The sequence below is a fragment of the Porticoccus sp. GXU_MW_L64 genome (assembly GCF_052983295.1).
The window spans coordinates 230,528-247,237 of record NZ_JBRKJK010000005.1; the positions used below are offsets into that span (position 1 = coordinate 230,528).

At 51.4% G+C, this 16,710-nt stretch carries 18 protein-coding genes and 1 tRNA gene; 8 read left to right on the plus strand and 11 right to left on the minus strand.

Annotation, left to right across the window (positions count from 1 at the left end):
• Window positions 1–2: 2 nt before the first annotated feature.
• A complete protein-coding gene (locus ACVBEJ_RS05335; RefSeq protein ID WP_447128574.1) occupies window positions 3–863 on the minus strand; it encodes a fumarylacetoacetate hydrolase family protein in 861 nt (286 codons plus the stop codon).
• 204 nt (window positions 864–1,067) lie between these two features.
• Between ACVBEJ_RS05335 and hpaE the strand changes: the two genes are divergently transcribed.
• Genes hpaE through hpaI form a run of 5 tightly spaced genes read left to right on the plus strand, consistent with a single transcriptional unit; the run spans window position 1,068 to window position 5,507 of the window.
• Complete coding sequence (gene hpaE / locus ACVBEJ_RS05340; RefSeq protein WP_447128575.1) at window positions 1,068–2,585, plus strand: 5-carboxymethyl-2-hydroxymuconate semialdehyde dehydrogenase; 1,518 nt, start codon at window positions 1,068–1,070, stop codon at window positions 2,583–2,585.
• Window positions 2,586–2,609: 24 nt separating this feature from the next.
• Window positions 2,610–3,458: a 3,4-dihydroxyphenylacetate 2,3-dioxygenase gene (gene hpaD, locus ACVBEJ_RS05345; protein WP_447128576.1), complete on the plus strand. Its 849-nt coding sequence runs from the start codon at window positions 2,610–2,612 to the stop codon at window positions 3,456–3,458.
• A 10-nt stretch (window positions 3,459–3,468) separates the two neighbouring features.
• A complete protein-coding gene (locus tag ACVBEJ_RS05350; RefSeq protein WP_447128577.1) occupies window positions 3,469–3,855 on the plus strand; it encodes a 5-carboxymethyl-2-hydroxymuconate isomerase in 387 nt (128 codons plus the stop codon).
• Window positions 3,856–3,880: 25 nt separating this feature from the next.
• Window positions 3,881–4,684, plus strand: coding sequence for a 2-oxo-hept-4-ene-1,7-dioate hydratase (gene hpaH / locus ACVBEJ_RS05355; RefSeq protein WP_447128578.1), 804 nt, complete (start codon window positions 3,881–3,883; stop codon window positions 4,682–4,684).
• Window positions 4,685–4,718: 34 nt separating this feature from the next.
• Window positions 4,719–5,507, plus strand: a complete 789-nt coding sequence (gene hpaI / locus ACVBEJ_RS05360) for a 4-hydroxy-2-oxoheptanedioate aldolase (RefSeq protein ID WP_447128579.1) — start codon at window positions 4,719–4,721, stop codon at window positions 5,505–5,507.
• 64 nt (window positions 5,508–5,571) lie between these two features.
• Here the strand turns inward: hpaI and ACVBEJ_RS05365 are convergent, their stop codons facing one another.
• On the minus strand, window positions 5,572–6,612 hold the full coding sequence (locus tag ACVBEJ_RS05365) for an AraC family transcriptional regulator (RefSeq protein ID WP_447128580.1): 1,041 nt from the start codon (window positions 6,610–6,612) through the stop codon (window positions 5,572–5,574).
• A 725-nt stretch (window positions 6,613–7,337) separates the two neighbouring features.
• Here ACVBEJ_RS05365 and ACVBEJ_RS05370 point away from each other — a divergent pair.
• The gene (locus tag ACVBEJ_RS05370) at window positions 7,338–8,759 is read left to right on the plus strand and encodes an aldehyde dehydrogenase family protein (RefSeq protein ID WP_447128581.1); all 1,422 of its coding nucleotides are present in this window, start codon (window positions 7,338–7,340) and stop codon (window positions 8,757–8,759) included.
• A gap of 437 nt (window positions 8,760–9,196) precedes the next feature.
• On the opposite strand, the gene ACVBEJ_RS05375 is transcribed toward ACVBEJ_RS05370, so the two are convergent.
• A tRNA-Arg gene (locus ACVBEJ_RS05375) sits at window positions 9,197–9,273 on the minus strand.
• 310 nt (window positions 9,274–9,583) lie between these two features.
• Here ACVBEJ_RS05375 and ACVBEJ_RS05380 point away from each other — a divergent pair.
• Window positions 9,584–10,018, plus strand: a complete 435-nt coding sequence (locus tag ACVBEJ_RS05380) for a c-type cytochrome (RefSeq protein WP_447128582.1) — start codon at window positions 9,584–9,586, stop codon at window positions 10,016–10,018.
• 252 nt (window positions 10,019–10,270) lie between these two features.
• Window positions 10,271–11,218 (plus strand): bifunctional methionine sulfoxide reductase B/A protein, encoded by a 948-nt coding sequence (locus tag ACVBEJ_RS05385; protein ID WP_447128583.1) that lies wholly within the window; start codon window positions 10,271–10,273, stop codon window positions 11,216–11,218.
• A 126-nt stretch (window positions 11,219–11,344) separates the two neighbouring features.
• Here ACVBEJ_RS05385 and tatC read toward each other — a convergent pair whose 3' ends face one another.
• The 8 genes from tatC to ubiE form a co-directional block, all read right to left on the minus strand.
• Window positions 11,345–12,109 (minus strand): twin-arginine translocase subunit TatC, encoded by a 765-nt coding sequence (gene tatC / locus ACVBEJ_RS05390; RefSeq protein WP_447128584.1) that lies wholly within the window; start codon window positions 12,107–12,109, stop codon window positions 11,345–11,347.
• The gene (tatB, locus tag ACVBEJ_RS05395; protein WP_447128585.1) at window positions 12,106–12,465 is read right to left on the minus strand and encodes a Sec-independent protein translocase protein TatB; all 360 of its coding nucleotides are present in this window, start codon (window positions 12,463–12,465) and stop codon (window positions 12,106–12,108) included. The genes tatC and tatB overlap by 4 nt, the downstream gene beginning before the upstream one ends.
• A 6-nt stretch (window positions 12,466–12,471) precedes the next feature.
• Complete coding sequence (gene tatA / locus ACVBEJ_RS05400; RefSeq protein ID WP_447128586.1) at window positions 12,472–12,690, minus strand: twin-arginine translocase TatA/TatE family subunit; 219 nt, start codon at window positions 12,688–12,690, stop codon at window positions 12,472–12,474.
• 11 nt (window positions 12,691–12,701) lie between these two features.
• Complete coding sequence (locus ACVBEJ_RS05405; RefSeq protein ID WP_447128587.1) at window positions 12,702–13,049, minus strand: phosphoribosyl-ATP diphosphatase; 348 nt, start codon at window positions 13,047–13,049, stop codon at window positions 12,702–12,704.
• Window positions 13,050–13,068: 19 nt separating this feature from the next.
• Window positions 13,069–13,461 (minus strand): phosphoribosyl-AMP cyclohydrolase, encoded by a 393-nt coding sequence (gene hisI / locus ACVBEJ_RS05410; protein ID WP_447128588.1) that lies wholly within the window; start codon window positions 13,459–13,461, stop codon window positions 13,069–13,071.
• Between the two features lie 121 nt (window positions 13,462–13,582).
• The gene (gene ubiB, locus ACVBEJ_RS05415) at window positions 13,583–15,127 is read right to left on the minus strand and encodes a ubiquinone biosynthesis regulatory protein kinase UbiB (protein ID WP_447128589.1); all 1,545 of its coding nucleotides are present in this window, start codon (window positions 15,125–15,127) and stop codon (window positions 13,583–13,585) included.
• Entirely contained in the window at window positions 15,124–15,756 is a 633-nt protein-coding gene (locus ACVBEJ_RS05420) for a ubiquinone biosynthesis accessory factor UbiJ (protein ID WP_447128590.1), read from the minus strand. The genes ubiB and ACVBEJ_RS05420 overlap by 4 nt, the downstream gene beginning before the upstream one ends.
• Window positions 15,753–16,514, minus strand: coding sequence for a bifunctional demethylmenaquinone methyltransferase/2-methoxy-6-polyprenyl-1,4-benzoquinol methylase UbiE (gene ubiE, locus ACVBEJ_RS05425; protein ID WP_447128601.1), 762 nt, complete (start codon window positions 16,512–16,514; stop codon window positions 15,753–15,755). Before ubiE ends, ACVBEJ_RS05420 begins: the two co-directional genes overlap by 4 nt.
• Window positions 16,515–16,710: the final 196 nt, after the last annotated feature.

Consider the following 16,710-nt stretch of genomic DNA (forward strand, 5'->3'; position numbering starts at 1 on the left):
GATTACAGTTGTTCGTCAATGACCCCATTCACCAGAGTGCCAACACCTTCGACCTCGACCTCGACAATATCTCCTGGTTTTAAATACTTCGGAGGGTCAAAGCGTGCACCAGCGCCATTGGGGGTGCCGGTAGCAATAATATCGCCGGGCTTCAGGTGGAAGAATTTGGAAAAGTAGCTAATGATGTACTTGAACGGAAACATCATGCTGGCAGTGGTGTCATCCTGGCGTACTTCGCCATTTACGCGAGTAGTAACCCGCATATTTTCAAACTGCTGGGCGGTGAACTCGTCGGCGGTAACCATCCATGGGCCCATGGAGCCGGAATGTACAAAGTTCTTTCCCTGAGTGACGTTGAACTTGGCATGGCGCACCCAGTCGCGCAAGGTGCCTTCGTTCATAATGGTCAAACCTGCAATATGGCCGTAGGCGTTTTCTTCGCTGATGCGGCGACCTTCTTTGCCGATTACGATAACAATTTCGCCTTCGTAGTCCAGCTTGTGGGATTCGGGGGGGCGAACCAGCGGTTTGTCGTGGCCGGTGAATGAATCCGGTGTGCGAATAAACAGGCTGGGATATTTCGGGGCTTCGGAACCGTCTTTGTACTCAGCATTGCGGTTGGCGTAGTTAACGCCAACACAGGCAATTTTTTCCGGTGTGGTGATAGGGGGGAGGTAAGCCACCTCGCCGGCAGAGTAATCCACATCCAGCGTGCTAGCCAGCTCTTTCATCTCAGCCAGTTTATCTTGCTGAATGGCCTCGAACAGGCTGCCTTGTACCCGTTTGCCGAGGTCGATAATGCCCTGGTCGGTAATCACGCCCCAGGACCGGATGTTTTCTCGTTCGAATGTTAAAAACCGCATTATCTTGCACTCTGATTGGTTGGGTTTAATGCTCAACAATAATTAATGTGTTAAGCAATATCAACTAAAAATTAATGGTTTTGGTTTTTTGGGGTGACTCAATATAGGTTTTTGCTCGGATCGAGTTGAAAATCCATATCAAAGAGTTTAACCTGTTAATAATAATCTGTGGACTGTTATGGCTATATGCTCTGAGGTGAAGAAATGGCACAACTCGAAAGTAACTGTGAAGCGGCAGAAGGCTGGCTGCAGCGTTTTAAAAGCAACACAACCGGCCACTTGATTAATGGTGAGATAGTCGTTCCTGAAAACGCGGAAACCTACACTAACGTTACTCCGGTGGATAATACGACCTTGGGGGAGGTGGTTGCTGGAACCGAAGCAGACATGAATGCCGCCTGTGAAGCGGCTGAAGCGGCTTTTGAACAGTGGCGTGACATTCCCGGAGCCGAGCGCAAAAAAATCCTCAATCACTTTGCGGATAAAATCACCGAGCGCGCTGAAGAAATTGCCCTGGTGGAATCAATGGATTGTGGCCAGCCAATTCGTTTTATGAAGCAGGCAGCCTTGCGCGGTGCTGCCAATTTCCGCTTCTTTGCGGATAAGGCACCGGAAGCACAAAACGGCCAGGCCTTGTATCAGCAAGATCACACTAACTACACCATGCGCACTCCCATTGGCCCGGTGGGTATTATTACCCCCTGGAACACACCGTTTATGTTGGCTACCTGGAAGATCGCACCGGCGTTGGCAGCGGGCTGTACAGTGGTGCATAAGCCCGCTGAGTTGACTCCTCTGAGTGCAATGCTATTGGCAGAGATTGCCACGGATGCCGGATTGCCAAATGGTGTATGGAATACGGTAAATGGCTTTGGTGAAACAGTGGGTAAGCGCCTTACTGAACACAAGGCCATTAAAGCGGTTGCTTTGGTGGGTGAATCTGCAACTGGCAGCCACATTATGCGCCAGGGAGCAGATACCTTGAAACGCGTTCACTTTGAACTGGGGGGCAAAAACCCGGTGATTGTGTTCGACGATGCAGACTTTGATCGCGCCCTGGATGCAGTGGTATTCATGATATACAGCCTCAATGGTCAGCGTTGTACTTCTTCGAGTCGCTTGCTGATTCAAGATGGCATTAAAGACAGGTTTATCGAAGCGCTCCAGTCTCGAGTGGAAAGTCTGCGCGTTGGTCACCCATTAGATCCGCAAACCGAGGTGGGCCCATTGGTACATCGCGGCCACTTCGACAAAGTTTGCAGTTACTTTGATATTGCCAAAACAGATGGTGCCACCACTTTGGTGGGCGGCAGCAAGCGTGAAGACCTAGGTGCCGGGAATTACGTAGCACCCACACTGTTTACAGGCGCCAACAACAATATGCGCATTGCCCGTGAGGAAATTTTTGGCCCTGTGCTGACAGCCATGAGCTTCGATACGGAAGAAGAAGCCATCGCCATAGCCAACGATACCGATTATGGCTTGTCGGCCTACGTGTGGACCGAGAATACCGGTCGTGCCATGCGTATGGCCAAGGCGGTGGAAACTGGCATGCTGTGGGTCAATTCGGAAAATAATCGCAATCTGCCGTCGCCCTTTGGTGGTATCAAGATGTCAGGCATTGGTCGTGATGGTGGCGACTACAGTTTCGATTTCTATATGGAAACCAAAAATGTCTGTGTCGCACACGGCACCCACAAAGTACCCGTGTTGGGTCGCTAACCCAGCCAGTTAGGAGAAACTATTATGGGCAAGCTCGCTTTTGCCGCAAAAATTACTCATGTGCCGTCCATGTACCTGTCGGAAATGGATGGTCCCCATAAAGGTTGTCGTGATGAAGCCATTGCAGGGCATAAAGAAATCTCCCGTCGCTGTCGCGAATTGGGGGTGGATACGATTGTGGTATTCGATACCCATTGGCTGGTGAATTCGGGCTATCACATCAACAACGCCCCACATTTTGAAGGCGTTTACACCAGTAATGAGCTGCCGCACTTTATCAAGAACTTGCCCTATGAATACGATGGCAATCCTGAACTTGGCCATTTGATTGCCAAGTGCGCAACAGATGCGGGTGTGTTTACCCGGGCGCACGATTCGACCACTTTGGCATTGGAATACGGTACTTTGGTGCCCATGCGCTATATGAACGAAGATCGCCACTTTAAAGTGGTATCTGTGTCCGCTATGTGCCAGGTACACTCCCTGGATGACAGCGCCAAATTTGGCGCGGCTCTCAGAAAAACCATCGAGGAAGATTACGATGGTACGGTGGCAATTTTGGCCTCGGGTTCCCTGTCTCACCGCTTTGCGCAAAACGGGGTATCCGAAGGTTATCTGCACAAAGTCTGGTCGCCTTTTTTGGAATCTTTCGATTACGAAGTAGTGCAAATGTGGGAAAAGGGCGAGTGGGAAAAATTTACTGCCCTGCTGCCAGAATATGCAGAGAAGTGTCATGGTGAAGGTTTTATGCACGACACGGCCATGCTGTTGGGCGCTTTGGGGTGGAATAAATACAAAGGTAATGTCGAGGTGTTGACCCCCTATTTTGGCAGCTCTGGAACCGGTCAGATCAACGCGGTATTTCCGGTTTAAGGGGAGATTAATGGCACATTTTATTGTTGAGTACTCGGCTAATCTTGATCCGGAACAATTAGATTTACAGGGCCTTTTTGAGAAGTTACACCAAACAGTTCTCGATACAGGTTTGTTCCCAGTAGCAGGTATTCGCAGCCGCGCTCACCGTTGTGAGCACTTTCGTATCGCTGACGGCTCGAGTCATTTTGGCTTTGTGCACCTGGAGTTTAAACTGGGTTCGGGGCGTTCAAACGAGGAAAAACAGCAGACTGGTGAACAGTTGTTGAAAACCCTGAAAGAACATTTGCAACCTTTGTACGAAAGCATGGGCTTGGCCATTTCCTTTGAAATGTCAGAGTTGCCAGCCATTAAATACAATCACAATAACTTGCGTGAATACCTGGCAAAACCGTAACCACGGAAACCAACAAGAGAAGATTATGCTAACCAAAGAGCAAATCCAGCAGGCCGCTGATGAGCTGTACCAGGCGGAGATCGATCGGCGGCCTGTCGATCCGTTGACATTGCGCCACCCCGATATGGATATGGACGATGCCTACAGTGTGCAAAGCGCCTGGGTGGATCGCAAAATTGCTGATGGTCGTAAAGTGATCGGCTATAAAATTGGTTTGACCTCACGGGCCATGCAGCAGGCGATGAAAATCGATGTGCCGGATTATGGTGTGCTGCTGGACGATATGGAATTTGCTGACGGCAGTGACATTGAAGCCGCGCAATTTATCGACCCACGCATTGAAGTGGAGTTGGCATTTGTATTGAAGGATCGTCTGGAGGGTGAGAATGTTTCACTGTTTGATGTTCTCAACGCCACGGACTATGTGGTACCAGCGCTGGAAATTATTGCTGCACGCAGTCACCGGGTTCATCCGGAAACAGGCTACACCCGCAATGTATTTGACACCATTTCCGACAACGCCGCCAACGCCGGGATTATTATGGGTGGCAGGCCCATCAAGCCGGATGCTACCGATCTGCGTTGGTGCGGGGCGCTGTGTTATCGCAATGGTGTTTTGGAAGAAACCGGTTTGGCCGCAGGGGTCTTGAATCACCCGGCCAATGGTATTCGCTGGATCGCACGCCGTTTTGCCCCCCATGGTATTGCACTGGAACCGGGTCAAATACTGCTTGCCGGTTCATTTACGCGGCCACTGGTGGTTAAAGCCGGTGATACCATTCATGCGGATTACGGTTCCCTGGGTGGCATTTCCTGTCAATTTGTGTGATTGAGCCGCTGCTATAAACACGAAAGAACAAACCATGATTGAAAATACTTTCAAAAAACGTCTGCGAGAATCCGGCTCCCAATATGGCCTGTGGCTCGGTATTCCTGACCCCACCTGCGCAGAAATTTGTGCAGGTGCCGGTTTTGATTGGCTCCTGATTGATGCCGAGCACGCGCCATATGATGTGGCAGCGGTACAACGCCACTTGCAAGTCATCCAACCCTACCCACCGCAAGCTATTGTGCGCCCGGTAGAAGGGCGCACTGCCTTGCTGAAGCAGCTGTTGGATGTTGGTGCTCAAACGTTTCTGGTTCCCATGGTAGATACTGCTGATCAGGCAGAGGAGTTGGTACAGGCTGTAAACTATCCGCCCAAAGGTATCCGTGGCTTGGGTACCTCTATGGCTCGCGCCGCCGGTTACAATCGGGTGCCGAACTATGTTCATAAAGCCAATGATCAAATCTGCCTGTTGCTGCAAGTGGAAACCACAAAAGCGGTGGAAAATCTGGACAGTATTCTGTTGGTTGAAGGGGTTGATGGTATTTTTATCGGCCCGTCAGATTTGTCTGCTTCCATGGGTTATATCGGCCAACCGGATCATCCGGAGGTGGTAAAAGCCATCGAACAATCTATTCAGAAAATCATCGCTGCGGGCAAAGCGCCGGGCATTCTTTCGGTAAACCCGGAAATGGCCCGCAAATATGCCGGTTTGGGGGTGAAATTTATTGGCGTTGGTGTAGACGCAGCCTTGCTGACTAAAGCCACAACGGATTTGGCGAAGCAGTTTATCGGTGGGATTGATGGTGGTGAGGTTGGGTATTAAAGATTTTAAAAATAGTGCATTTTTAGAAGTGCCTTTTAGCCAATATGCTCACCATATTAAGAGGCTATCCACCTTTTGTTCGACGGAACTGCGTTGGTGTAATGCCATTATTCCAACGGACAAAAGCGCGAGTGAATCCGGATGTGTTTGAAAAGCCCATCATTTGTGAAACTTGAGTAATGGTTAGAGTGGTGTCTTTCAGGAGTCGTATGGCGAGGCTGCCTGAAATATTTTCGGTAAGGCTCTTGAAGGTTATGCCTTCAGCGCGCAGGCGTCTATTGAGGGTGGAAGAAGATATTCCCAGATAACGAGCCATTTTTTGTGCTGTAACTGGTGGAGCAACCTGGCTGTCGAAAATTGCACGCCGGATTTGGTCGGAAAAACCAGTAGTACGCATTTTTTCCGTCAGGTCACTGTCCAGGTAATTCTTTAGTATCTGGTATAACTCTGGTTCAAATAGCTTTCCGCGGTATACGCCGTATTCCTTGGGAAAGCGTATCAGATTTACTTCCTGCTCGAAAAAACACTTTGCCCCCAATAGTCTTTCGTAATGAGCAACAGGAGCACCGGGCTGGTGGCGAAAGTGTATCGCATTGATATTTACATCGCCGTCGCTGAACAGGCGTATCAACTGTACAGTTACTGAAAGTGTGAATTCTACGTCTTGGCGACAGTCCGTATTGGTAGAGTTATAGGTTTCATAGCTGTACCAAAGCTCATTACCTTCCTGGCTGAAGCGATTGACTGTAGAGTCCTGTACCAGATTGATAAAGTGATGAAGTTGGCTCAAACCTTCGTAAAGGGTGTGGGCGGAGAGAAATAAAAAACCCAAGGCTCCGAGAGTTGCTGCACCACTTTGTTTGGCCAGCTTGATCCCGAGTAATGGATCATTGGTTAACTTGGCTGCAGTTTCCATAATTTCCAAATAGGTTCTAAGGGGCATAGAGCTGTTTGGGCGATCCATTCCTTCTGGAGATATACCACATTGGCGCAGCAGGTGATCAATATCTACACCTTGTTCCTTCATAGGTAAGCGTAAATTCCGCAATATCGAAGACCAGATTCGCGGCTCTGGTAGCGGAGTATGTAGAAGGTCTTCTTTCATGGAGTTGATTCTTGATTAGGGGGGAATTTGCCCGCTTGAATTCACGGTGATCTAAAATGGTAATGTATTGACCTATAAAGATAAAGTGTGAGGGTGGCTTCACAGTATTCTTGCTAAAAAATTAACATGTTAAACAAATGGTGAGTATATCTGTAGCCCTCAGCATTTTCTGTAAACTCCCTCAGTTATCACCACAGCCCGTTCTGTTGGTGGCTGAGTGTAGCTGATTGATTGGTTCCCCAATACAAGTTGAATCTGCCTGAATAAAAATACACTTTAACGTACGGCTTGCAACATATTAACAAGTTAAGTATATTTCTTGTCTTTATCAATGAATTGCATCAAGGGCGAATGGTAACAATCTCTTTTTATAGTCTCGCTTCAGGCTTGTGTGTGTTGAGCTTAGGTAGCTATTCGATACGAGTTGTAGTTTTGTATAAATAGAAGAGGTAGATCATGGTCTGTACAGGGTTGGATCGGATCGAAAATGCCAGTATTGATGAAATAAGAAGCTTACAGCTTGCTCGGCTCAAGAAAAGCCTTTGTCATGCATACAACAACAGTCCGGTATACAAGCAAAAATTCGATGCCGCTGGAGTTGTGAAAGAACCTGGTGGCATTGCACGTTCTGAGGGCAAAGCACAACGGGTTATAGATCATCGTTAAATAACGGCTGAAAAGTATTTAGAATTCATTAACTAGCATTTAGTAGCAGCGAGGATGTTATGCAACAGTTTCCTATGATTATTAATGGTGAGTCGGTTCAGGCTGAAACCAGATTCGGTGTTAAAAACCCTGCCACTGGCGAAGTATTTGCAGAGTGTCAAAACGGTAACGGGGATTATGTGGATCAGGCTGTTAGAGCTGCCAGGGCAGCTTTTCCTTCCTGGAGTCGCACCAGCGATGCAGAGCGCACAGAGAAAATTCTCGCCATTGCCGATGCAATGGAAGCCAATATGCCAGAGCTGATGCAGTTGGTAACTATGGAAAATGGCAAACCCATGGGGGGCTTGAATGGTGTCGGCTCTGGCATGGAAGTGGGCGGTGCCATTGCTTGGGCGCGTTATACAGCCAGTTTGGAAATTCCCATTGATGTCATCCAGGATAACGACGAGGCCAGGGTCGAAGTACATCGCAAGCCATTGGGTGTTGTTGCTTCCATTACGCCATGGAACTGGCCACTGATGATTGCTATCTGGCATGTTATTCCCGCTCTAAAAACCGGCAATACTGTTGTATTGAAACCGTCGTCTTTTACGCCGCTCTCTACTATTCGCTTCGTAGAGTTGGCTAACGAAATACTGCCTGCTGGTGTACTCAATTTGGTAAGCGGCGAGTCCGGTGTTGGTTCAACCATAACCGGGCATCCAGATATCAATAAAATCGTGTTTACCGGCTCTACACCGACTGGCAAACGGATTATGAAAAACGCTTCTGACAACCTTAAGCGAGTGACTTTGGAGCTGGGTGGTAATGATGCGGGTATCGTTCTGCCAGACATCAATGTGAAAGAGATGGCTCCCAAATTATTTGGTGTGAGCTTTCATAACAATGGTCAGACTTGTGCCTGTTTGAAACGCATGTATGTGCATGAATCTATTTACGACGAACTGAGTGCTGAGTTGGCAAGGCTGGCCAGGGACGCCGTGGTTGGTGATGGCCTGGAGGAGGGTACTGAGCTGGGGCCGTTGCAGAATCAGGATCAACTGGATGTGGTCACCGACCTGGTTGAAGATGCTAAAAATTCCGGAGCGACCATTTTGGCCGGCGGGAGCAAAATGGATCGTCCGGGATACTTCCACGAGCCAACGATTGTCACTGGCTTGTCTGATGGGGCCAGATTGGTCGATGAGGAACAGTTCGGCCCAGCCCTGCCAATCATCAAATATTCCGATATTGATGAAGTAATCGCACGGGCCAACGACAATGAAAATGGGCTTGGTGGTTCAGTGTGGTCCAGTGATCCACAAAAAGCCGCGCAGATAGGCTTACAGTTAGAATGTGGTTCTGTATGGATTAACGAGCATGGAGCTATTCAGCCCGATGCGCCTTTTGGCGGTGTTAAGCAGTCAGGTGTGGGTGTAGAGTTTGGGAGTTATGGCTTGGAAGAATATTCATCCCTGCAAACATTGAAAATTATGAAGTAACACCTCCTAGCCCGCATTTCTCGCAAGGATTTGGGAATTGCAGTGAGAGATTGTGCTCTGTACTGTATTTTCCGACTAAACCCATAGCCGTAGCTATGGGTGAGGGAGAAAAATGCAGTACAGAGTGCAAGATCCGCTGCAAACCCGAATAGGCAAAATAAACTACACTGGCAGTCTTTAGCGAAATCTCTCCCGCCGTCTTGTGAGAAATGCGGGCTAGGGCTAAAACCGGTGCGAAACTTACCAACGTTCATGCCGACTGATGCCGATAGATTGCCAGTTCTTGTTGCGGTAGCGCCGAATGGCGCTCTCCGTAGCCAAATCGATCATCAAAAGCAATAAAATAAGGTTTGGGGTGCACTGGAAAATTCTATTTGGAAATATTCTCTGAGTCCAAGGTTAATTCCTTTTAACCTATTGATCTATATGATAAAAGATGGCGCACCCGGCGCGATTTGAACGCGCGACCTTCGGCTTCGGAGGCCGACACTCTATCCAGCTGAGCTACGGGTGCGTAAAAAGAGGGCGCATAATACTGATATTGGTCAGTGTAGTCTATCGGGCACTTCTAAAAATGCACTATTTCCGCGATAGCGGCGTTGGCGTCGTGCTCGAGTCCTCATGTATGCCTTATACACTGCGGGTCTGCGCACGCCGCCGTCTTGCTCTCGCAAAAATAGCACTATTTTTAGATGTACCCTATCTCTGCGGTGGCAAGCATTTCACCGGCACAGGTTTGACGCTATAATCCGCTCCTGACAAAAACTAAGTGGGCTAGCCCACCAGTAAGCCACGATGATAATAACAGCGTTTTGGAGCTGAAAATGAGCCAACTGAAATCTTGGGGTGTGTTGCTGACTGCCGCAGTGCTGGTCGCTTGCGGGTCTGACAAACAGACGGAATATTCTGCCGATCAGGAAAAAGCCATTGCCGAGCGCATAGCGCCTGCGGGCGAGCTGGCCATGGAGGGTGATCCTATCGCCTCTGCGCCGGTGGTGGTGGCGAGCAATGCCGGGCCACGTTCCGGTGAAGATATTTACAAAAAGTCCTGCTTTGCCTGTCATACCACCGGTGCAGCCGGGGCGCCCAAGCTGGGTGATGCCGCTGCCTGGGCAGAACGCATCGCCAAAGGCATGGATGTTCTCAATGACAGTGCCTGGAATGGCTTTAAAACCATGCCCGCCAAAGGCAACTGCTTTGACTGTTCTGAAGAAGAAGTTCAGGCGGCGGTGCAGTACATTGTGGATGGTAGCCAATAACTGCATTTGCCCACAGTGTGAATGGATAAAAGCCTCCTTCGGGAGGTTTTTTTGTGGCTGAACTTTCATAGGGTGCCCCGGTCTTAGCGGTATCGCTTTACGACTGATAGTGGACGCTCTATGTTTAAATACACCATCCTGTTGACATTGGTTGCGGCGGCGAGCAGCTTGCTCTCGGCCTGCAATGTAGACTCCAATGGCATTCATGCCAGCGCTCAAACAGGTTCTACGGCCAGCCAAGGTACTTTTCAAATGCCAGATGACGAAACCCTGAAAAACACATTGACGCCGCTGCAGTATCGGGTCGCACGTGAAGATGGCACCGAGCCTGCGTTTCGCAATGAATACTGGGATAACCATGAACACGGCATTTACGTGGATATTGTGTCCGGTAAGCCACTGTTCAGTAGCCTCGACAAGTATGATTCCGGCAGTGGCTGGCCCAGCTTTACCCGGCCAATCGACAGTGGCGAGATTGTTGAAAAACGCGACTTCAACTTCGGCATGGTGCGTACCGAAGTGCGCAGCCAGACCGCCGATTCCCACCTGGGCCACGTATTTGAAGACGGCCCCAAAGACCGCGGCGGCCTGCGCTACTGCATCAACTCGGCATCGCTGAAGTTTGTGCCGTTGGCTGAGATGGCGGGGCAGGGATACAGCCAGTATCTGCAGCCCTTTGCAGATGCCAGCCTGATCGAGCTGCCGGAGTCCACGGTTGAGGTGGCCTATTTAGCCGGTGGTTGCTTCTGGGGTATGGAAGAAATCATTCGCGCCATTCCCGGTGTGCTGAATACCGAAGTGGGTTACACCGGCGGTGACCTGGCCAATGCTACCTACGACGATGTGAAAAAAGGCAACACAGGCCATGCGGAGAGCATCAAAGTGGAGTTCGATGGATCAGTGTTGAGCTTTGACGTACTGCTGCGAGACTGGTTTTTCAAAATGCACGATCCCACCACCGAAAATCGCCAGGGCAATGACATTGGCAGCCAGTACCGCAGCGCCATTTTTTACCACTCAGACGCCCAAAAAAGCGCCGCTGAAAAGGTGATTAAGGAAGTGGATGCCGCCGGTAAATGGCCGAAACCCATTGTCACCGAAGTAACTGCTGCCGGCGATTTTTGGACAGCCGAAACTTACCATCAGGATTATTTGCAGAAGTATCCGAACGGATACACGTGCCATTGGATCAGGGATTGACCGTTGTCACCCTGAGCGCAGCGAAGGATCTCAGAGCGAGATCCTTCGCTGCGCTCAGGATGACGGAAATACTCAGGATGACGGAAATACTCAGGATGACGGAAATACTCAGGATGGTGTAAAAACTTAAGCCTCGGTTTGCGCCGGGGCTTTTTTGATCCAGCGTCCAAAAAACACTCCCGCCTCAAACAGCAACCACATGGGTACTGCCAGCAGGCATTGGGATATGGGGTCCGGTGGGGTCAGCAGCATGGCCACCACAAAGCACCCCACCACAATGTAAGGGCGCTTGCTCACCAGCTTTTTCGGCGAAATGGCGCCGGAAAAAATCAGCAACATGGTGGCGATGGGGATTTCAAAGGCAATACCAAAGGCGAAGAACAGCTTGAGAGCGATTTCCAGGTAACTGGTAATGTCCGGTGCTACCTGAATACTCAGTGGACCGGTGTTGGTAAAGAACATCCACACCAACGGGAAAATTACGTAATAGGCGAATGCGATACCGGCGTAAAACAACACAATGCTGGACAGCAGAATGGGCATCGCCATTTTGCGTTCGCGGCTGTACAGCCCTGGGGCAACAAACCCCCATATCTGCGACAGTATGTAGGGCACGGCAATAAAAATGGCCACCGCAAAGGTCAACTTCAGGGGAGCAAAAAAGGACGCCGTAATGTTGGTGGCAATCATGGTGCTGCCTTCCGGCAGAGCAGCTCGCAGCGGTGCGGAAACGAACTCGTAGATGTCGTTGCTGAAGGCAAACAGCCCTGCGAACAATACCAGGGTGACCAGCAGGGTTCTCAGCAGCCGGTCGCGCAGCTCGATCAGGTGTGCCACCAACGGTTGTTTGTGCTCATCCTGTTCGCTGGCGGAAGGGTTGTCGCTGCTCATGGTTTTTCAGGTGTTTGGTCGGGCTGATCGGTGTCGACGGGGCTGTCTTCCAGCTCGTCATCACGGGGTAGAGGTTCGTAGTCGTGATCGCTGGGGCCGCTTTGTTGCACCATTTGTTCCATTTCTTTTTTGCTGGCTTCCAGTTGCCGTAAAATTTCTTCGTTGTGCAGTTGGCGGCGTACTTCGTCCAACTGAAATTCGTTTTCAATACCCTGTTTGATATTGCCGAGGCTGCGCTTCAGGCGGCCAACCCAAAGGCTGATGGCACGCACCACTTCCGGCAGGCGCTTGGGGCCTATAACAATCAACCCCAGAACGGCAATAACCAGTAACTCTGCGCCGCCAATATCAAACATAATAAGTTACGATTTTTTTTCTTCGGCGTTTTCTTTAGCACTGGACGTGTTTTCCACAGAATCGGTTTCCGTTTCTTCCAGTTGCTTGGGGTCGTCATTGACGGCGCTTTTAAAGCCCTTTACCGCGCCGCCCAGGTCGCTGCCGATAGAGCGCAGTTTTTTGGTGCCGAAAATCAGCGCCACAATAATCAATATGATCAGTAATTCCTGCCAGCCAAAACCCATGGTGTTTCTCCTTAATCGTTATTTGTGTGGTTGCCGCGAGCGGCTTTTTCGTCATGGCCCGAGGTGCCAAACCGCCGTTGCAGCTCATTGAGTACAGAGTCGGTATTTTCCCCAAGGTGGGACAACATTACCAGTGAGTGAAACCATAGGTCGGCAGTTTCACCAACCAGATCACGATTGTCGCCGCTGTGGTGCGCATCTTTGGCGGCAATGATTGTCTCGGCGGCTTCTTCGCCCACTTTTTCCAGAATTTTATTCAGGCCCTTGTGATGCAATGAAGCCACGTAAGAGCTGTCCGGGTCGGCGCTGCGGCGCTGGGCCAAAATAGCATCGAGCTGTTGCAAAATATCGTTGCTCATCACTTGTGTGCTCAAATTCTCAGTAGATGTCTTTGGGGTCTTTCAGCACCGGGTCTGCGTCTTGCCATTCGCCGTTTTCCAGCGGGCGAAAAAAACAGGATTGGCGACCGGTATGGCAGGCGATACCGCCCAGTTGTTCCACCTGCAGCAAAACCGTGTCGCCGTCACAGTCCAGGCGCACCTCTTTTACCTGTTGCACATGGCCGGAGGATTCGCCTTTGCGCCACAATTGCTGGCGCGAGCGCGACCAGTATACGGCCTGCTTTTCCTGTACGGTGATGGCCAGAGATTCCGCATTCATCCACGCCATCATCAGCACCCGGCCACTGGCGGCGTCCTGGGCGATAGCGGGCACCAGGCCATCGCTGTTCCATTTTACTTCTTGGAGAAATGTATTCTTGTCTGAAATCATACGTTTAACCATGCTGTCATTGCGAGGAGCGTAGCGACGCGGCAATCTCCTGAATTCGGAGTGCCTGTCTGGAGGTCGCCACGTCGCTACGCTCCTCGCGATGACGAGTAATTTAAAAGAATTATGACACAGTTAATGCTGTAGCCAGAGCAATACCCATAGCCGCACCAATCAGTGCCCCGATCAGTAAATTCAGTAACGTACGCTGCCTCTGTGGTGGCCGGGATGCGGCAAGCGTGCTATCCAGCCTTTCTATTTGTTGCAGCGAGCGATACACCATTTGGGGGATTTGCGGGAAGTGTTCCAGCCATTCCGGGCCGTAGCGTTTCACCTTTTCCAGTAGTGCAGATGGGCTCACCCGGCGTTTCAGCCAGCGTTCCAGAAACGGGTGAGCGGTGGCCCACAAATCCAGCTCCGGGTGCAGTTGTCGCCCCAGCCCTTCTACGTTGAGCAAGGTTTTTTGCAGCAGTACCAGTGATGGCTGCATTTCCATATCAAAGCGGCGCGCAGTGCGGAACAGGCTAACCAGAATATGGCCGTAGGAAATCTCGCTCAACGGGCGCTGGAAAATGGGCTCACAGACCGCGCGAATGGCACTGGTAAATTCATTGACCGGCGTGTTTTCCGGCACCCAGCCAGAGAGTACATGCAGCTCTGCCACCTGGCGATAATCGCGGCGGAAAATGGCGAGCAGATTGCGCGCCAGGTAGTATTGGTCGTTGTCACTGAGGGTGCCCATAATGGCACAGTCCACTGCCAGGTAACGGGGTTTTTGCGGCTGGCTGGCGTCCACAAAAATGTTTCCCGGGTGCATGTCCGCATGGAAAAAATTGTGGTCGAACACCTGGGTAAAAAAGATTTCTACCCCCCGTTCTGCCAGGGCCTTAAAGTCTGTCTGTTGTGCGCTGAGGGTATCGGTATCGGTGACTGGCGTGGCGTAAATGCGTTCGGTGACCATAACCTGCTCGTTGCTGTAATCCCAGTGTACCTGGGGTACATACAGCAAGCCGCTCAGTTCGGAAGTGTCAAAATTGCGTTTCAGCAGCGAAGTATTGGCCGCTTCGTGTTGCAGGTTGAGTTCGTCGAAGATGGTAGTGCGGTAGTCCTGCACAATTTCTTCCGGGCGCAGGCGGCGCCCTTCAGCGGTGCGTGCCACCAGAGCGGCGACAGTTTCCAGCAGTAGCAGGTCTTGCTCGATGGTTTTTTCAATGCCGGGGCGGATGGCTTTGACCACCACTTCAGTGCCGTCTTGCAAAGTGGCTGCGTGCACCTGGGCCACGGACGCGGAGGCCAGTGGTTGACGATCAAATTCGCCAAACAAATTGTCAACGCTGTCCCCCAGGGCGTTTTCGACAATGTCGATAAACTGTTGTGCGGCAAACGGCGGTACGTTGTCCTGTAGCTTGTCCAGTTCGCTTACCATATCCGCAGGCACCAGATCCGGGCGGGTGCTCAACAACTGACCGAACTTCACAAATACCGGCCCCAGTTCCTCCAGCGCAAGGCGCAGTCGCTCGCCACGGGAGCGCTTTGGTTGTGGCAGCAGGCGTGCTGGCACGACCAGCAGCTTCAGGGCGGTGGGCAGTTTGTGGTCGTTGAAAAATGTGTCCAGGCGGTGACGCTGGAAAACCCGTGTGATCTTTGCCAGGCGGCGAATGCGTCTCATTCGGCTGCCCCTTGTTGTTCGTCCATTCTCTGTTGAATGCGGCGTACCCTGGCTGCAAGGCGATCCAGGTCGCTGCTGAGAGTGCGAACGTTGCGGGCAAAATGGCTCATTTCTTCCGGGTTAGGGGTAAGTTGAGCTTCATCTTTGAGAAAGTTGGCCGTCACTGCTGCCACCCGTGGTCGCGCCTGTTGCTGCCATTGGTGGGCGGCCTTGGCGGTTTTGATGGCCAGATGTGCAGGCAGTTCTCCGACTATTTGCGCCAGCGCACCCTCCCAGTCGATGTCCAGGTCGGACAGGATGGCTTTTAATTGCTGCAAGCGATTCAGCTGACCGCGCACCTCGACGCCGCCACCGGCAAGGGTGTCGTCGTTGTTCAACGCCATGGCAAGCAAGTCGCTGGCGGAACCTTTCACGGCAATATCGGCATCCTCTTGCGGTTCCGTGTAGAGGTGAATCTGCTCACCGCGACTCACCAGGGTAAAGCCCAGACCGGGGGCGGTAATCTCAATGCGCAGGACGGTGCTGCCCATCTCCGCGAGGCGCTGACGAGTGGCCGGGTCGTGTTGCAGGGCGCGATTTATCAGAATTTCGGCGCCGGCCAAGGCACTGCTTTGCAGTTGTGCGATCAAGCCTTAAAGCCCCGGTGCAGGGCGACAATGCCGCCGGTCATGTTGTGGTAGCTGCAGTTGTCAAAGCCTGCGTCCACCATCATTTGTTTGAGGTTTTCCTGATCCGGGTGCATGCGAATGGATTCCGCCAGGTAGCGGTAGCTGTCCGCATCGCTGGCCACCAGTTCGCCCATTTTGGGCAGCAGTTTGAAGGAGTAAAAATCGTAAGCCTTGCCCAATAGTTCACTGGTGGGCTTGGAAAATTCCAGTACCAGCAGGCGCCCACCGGGTTTTAGCACCCGCAGCATGGAGCGCAGCGCCAGCGCTTTATCGGTGACATTGCGCAGACCAAAGGCGATGGTGATACAGTCGAAGCTGTTGTCCGGGTAGGGCAGATACTGGGCGTCCGCCTGGGTAAAGTACACGTTGCCGGTAACGCCGCTATCCATCAGTTTGTCGCGGCCCACTGTGAGCATGGAGTCGTTGATATCCGCCAATACCACCAAGCCGTCTTCGCCGACGATGCGGGAGAATTTGGCACTCAGATCGCCGGTGCCGCCGGCAATATCCAGCACCTTGTGGCCCGCTCGCACGCCGGATAATTCAATGGTCAGGCGCTTCCACAAGCGGTGGATGCCGCCAGACATCAAGTCGTTCATCAGGTCGTATTTGGCGGCGACTGAGTGGAACACTTCTGCCACCTTGCCTGCTTTTTCCTCGGTTTTGACGGTTTCAAAGCCGAAGTGGGTGGTGTTGCTTGGGTTGCCGGGTTCGCTCATGGGGTGGGTGCCTGGATACACAGCTAAAAATCGGAGGCCGATTGTACTATGGATGTGGGTGTAGTGCTTTAGCTGAATGATGGTGGCGATCAGTATCCGGTGGGGATTTTCCAGACACGCCGTAAATACTTCCATGTAGGCTCGTCTGCGGCATCCCTGCCGCAGGCGGTCTGGAAAAGCCCTACCGGATACCGAT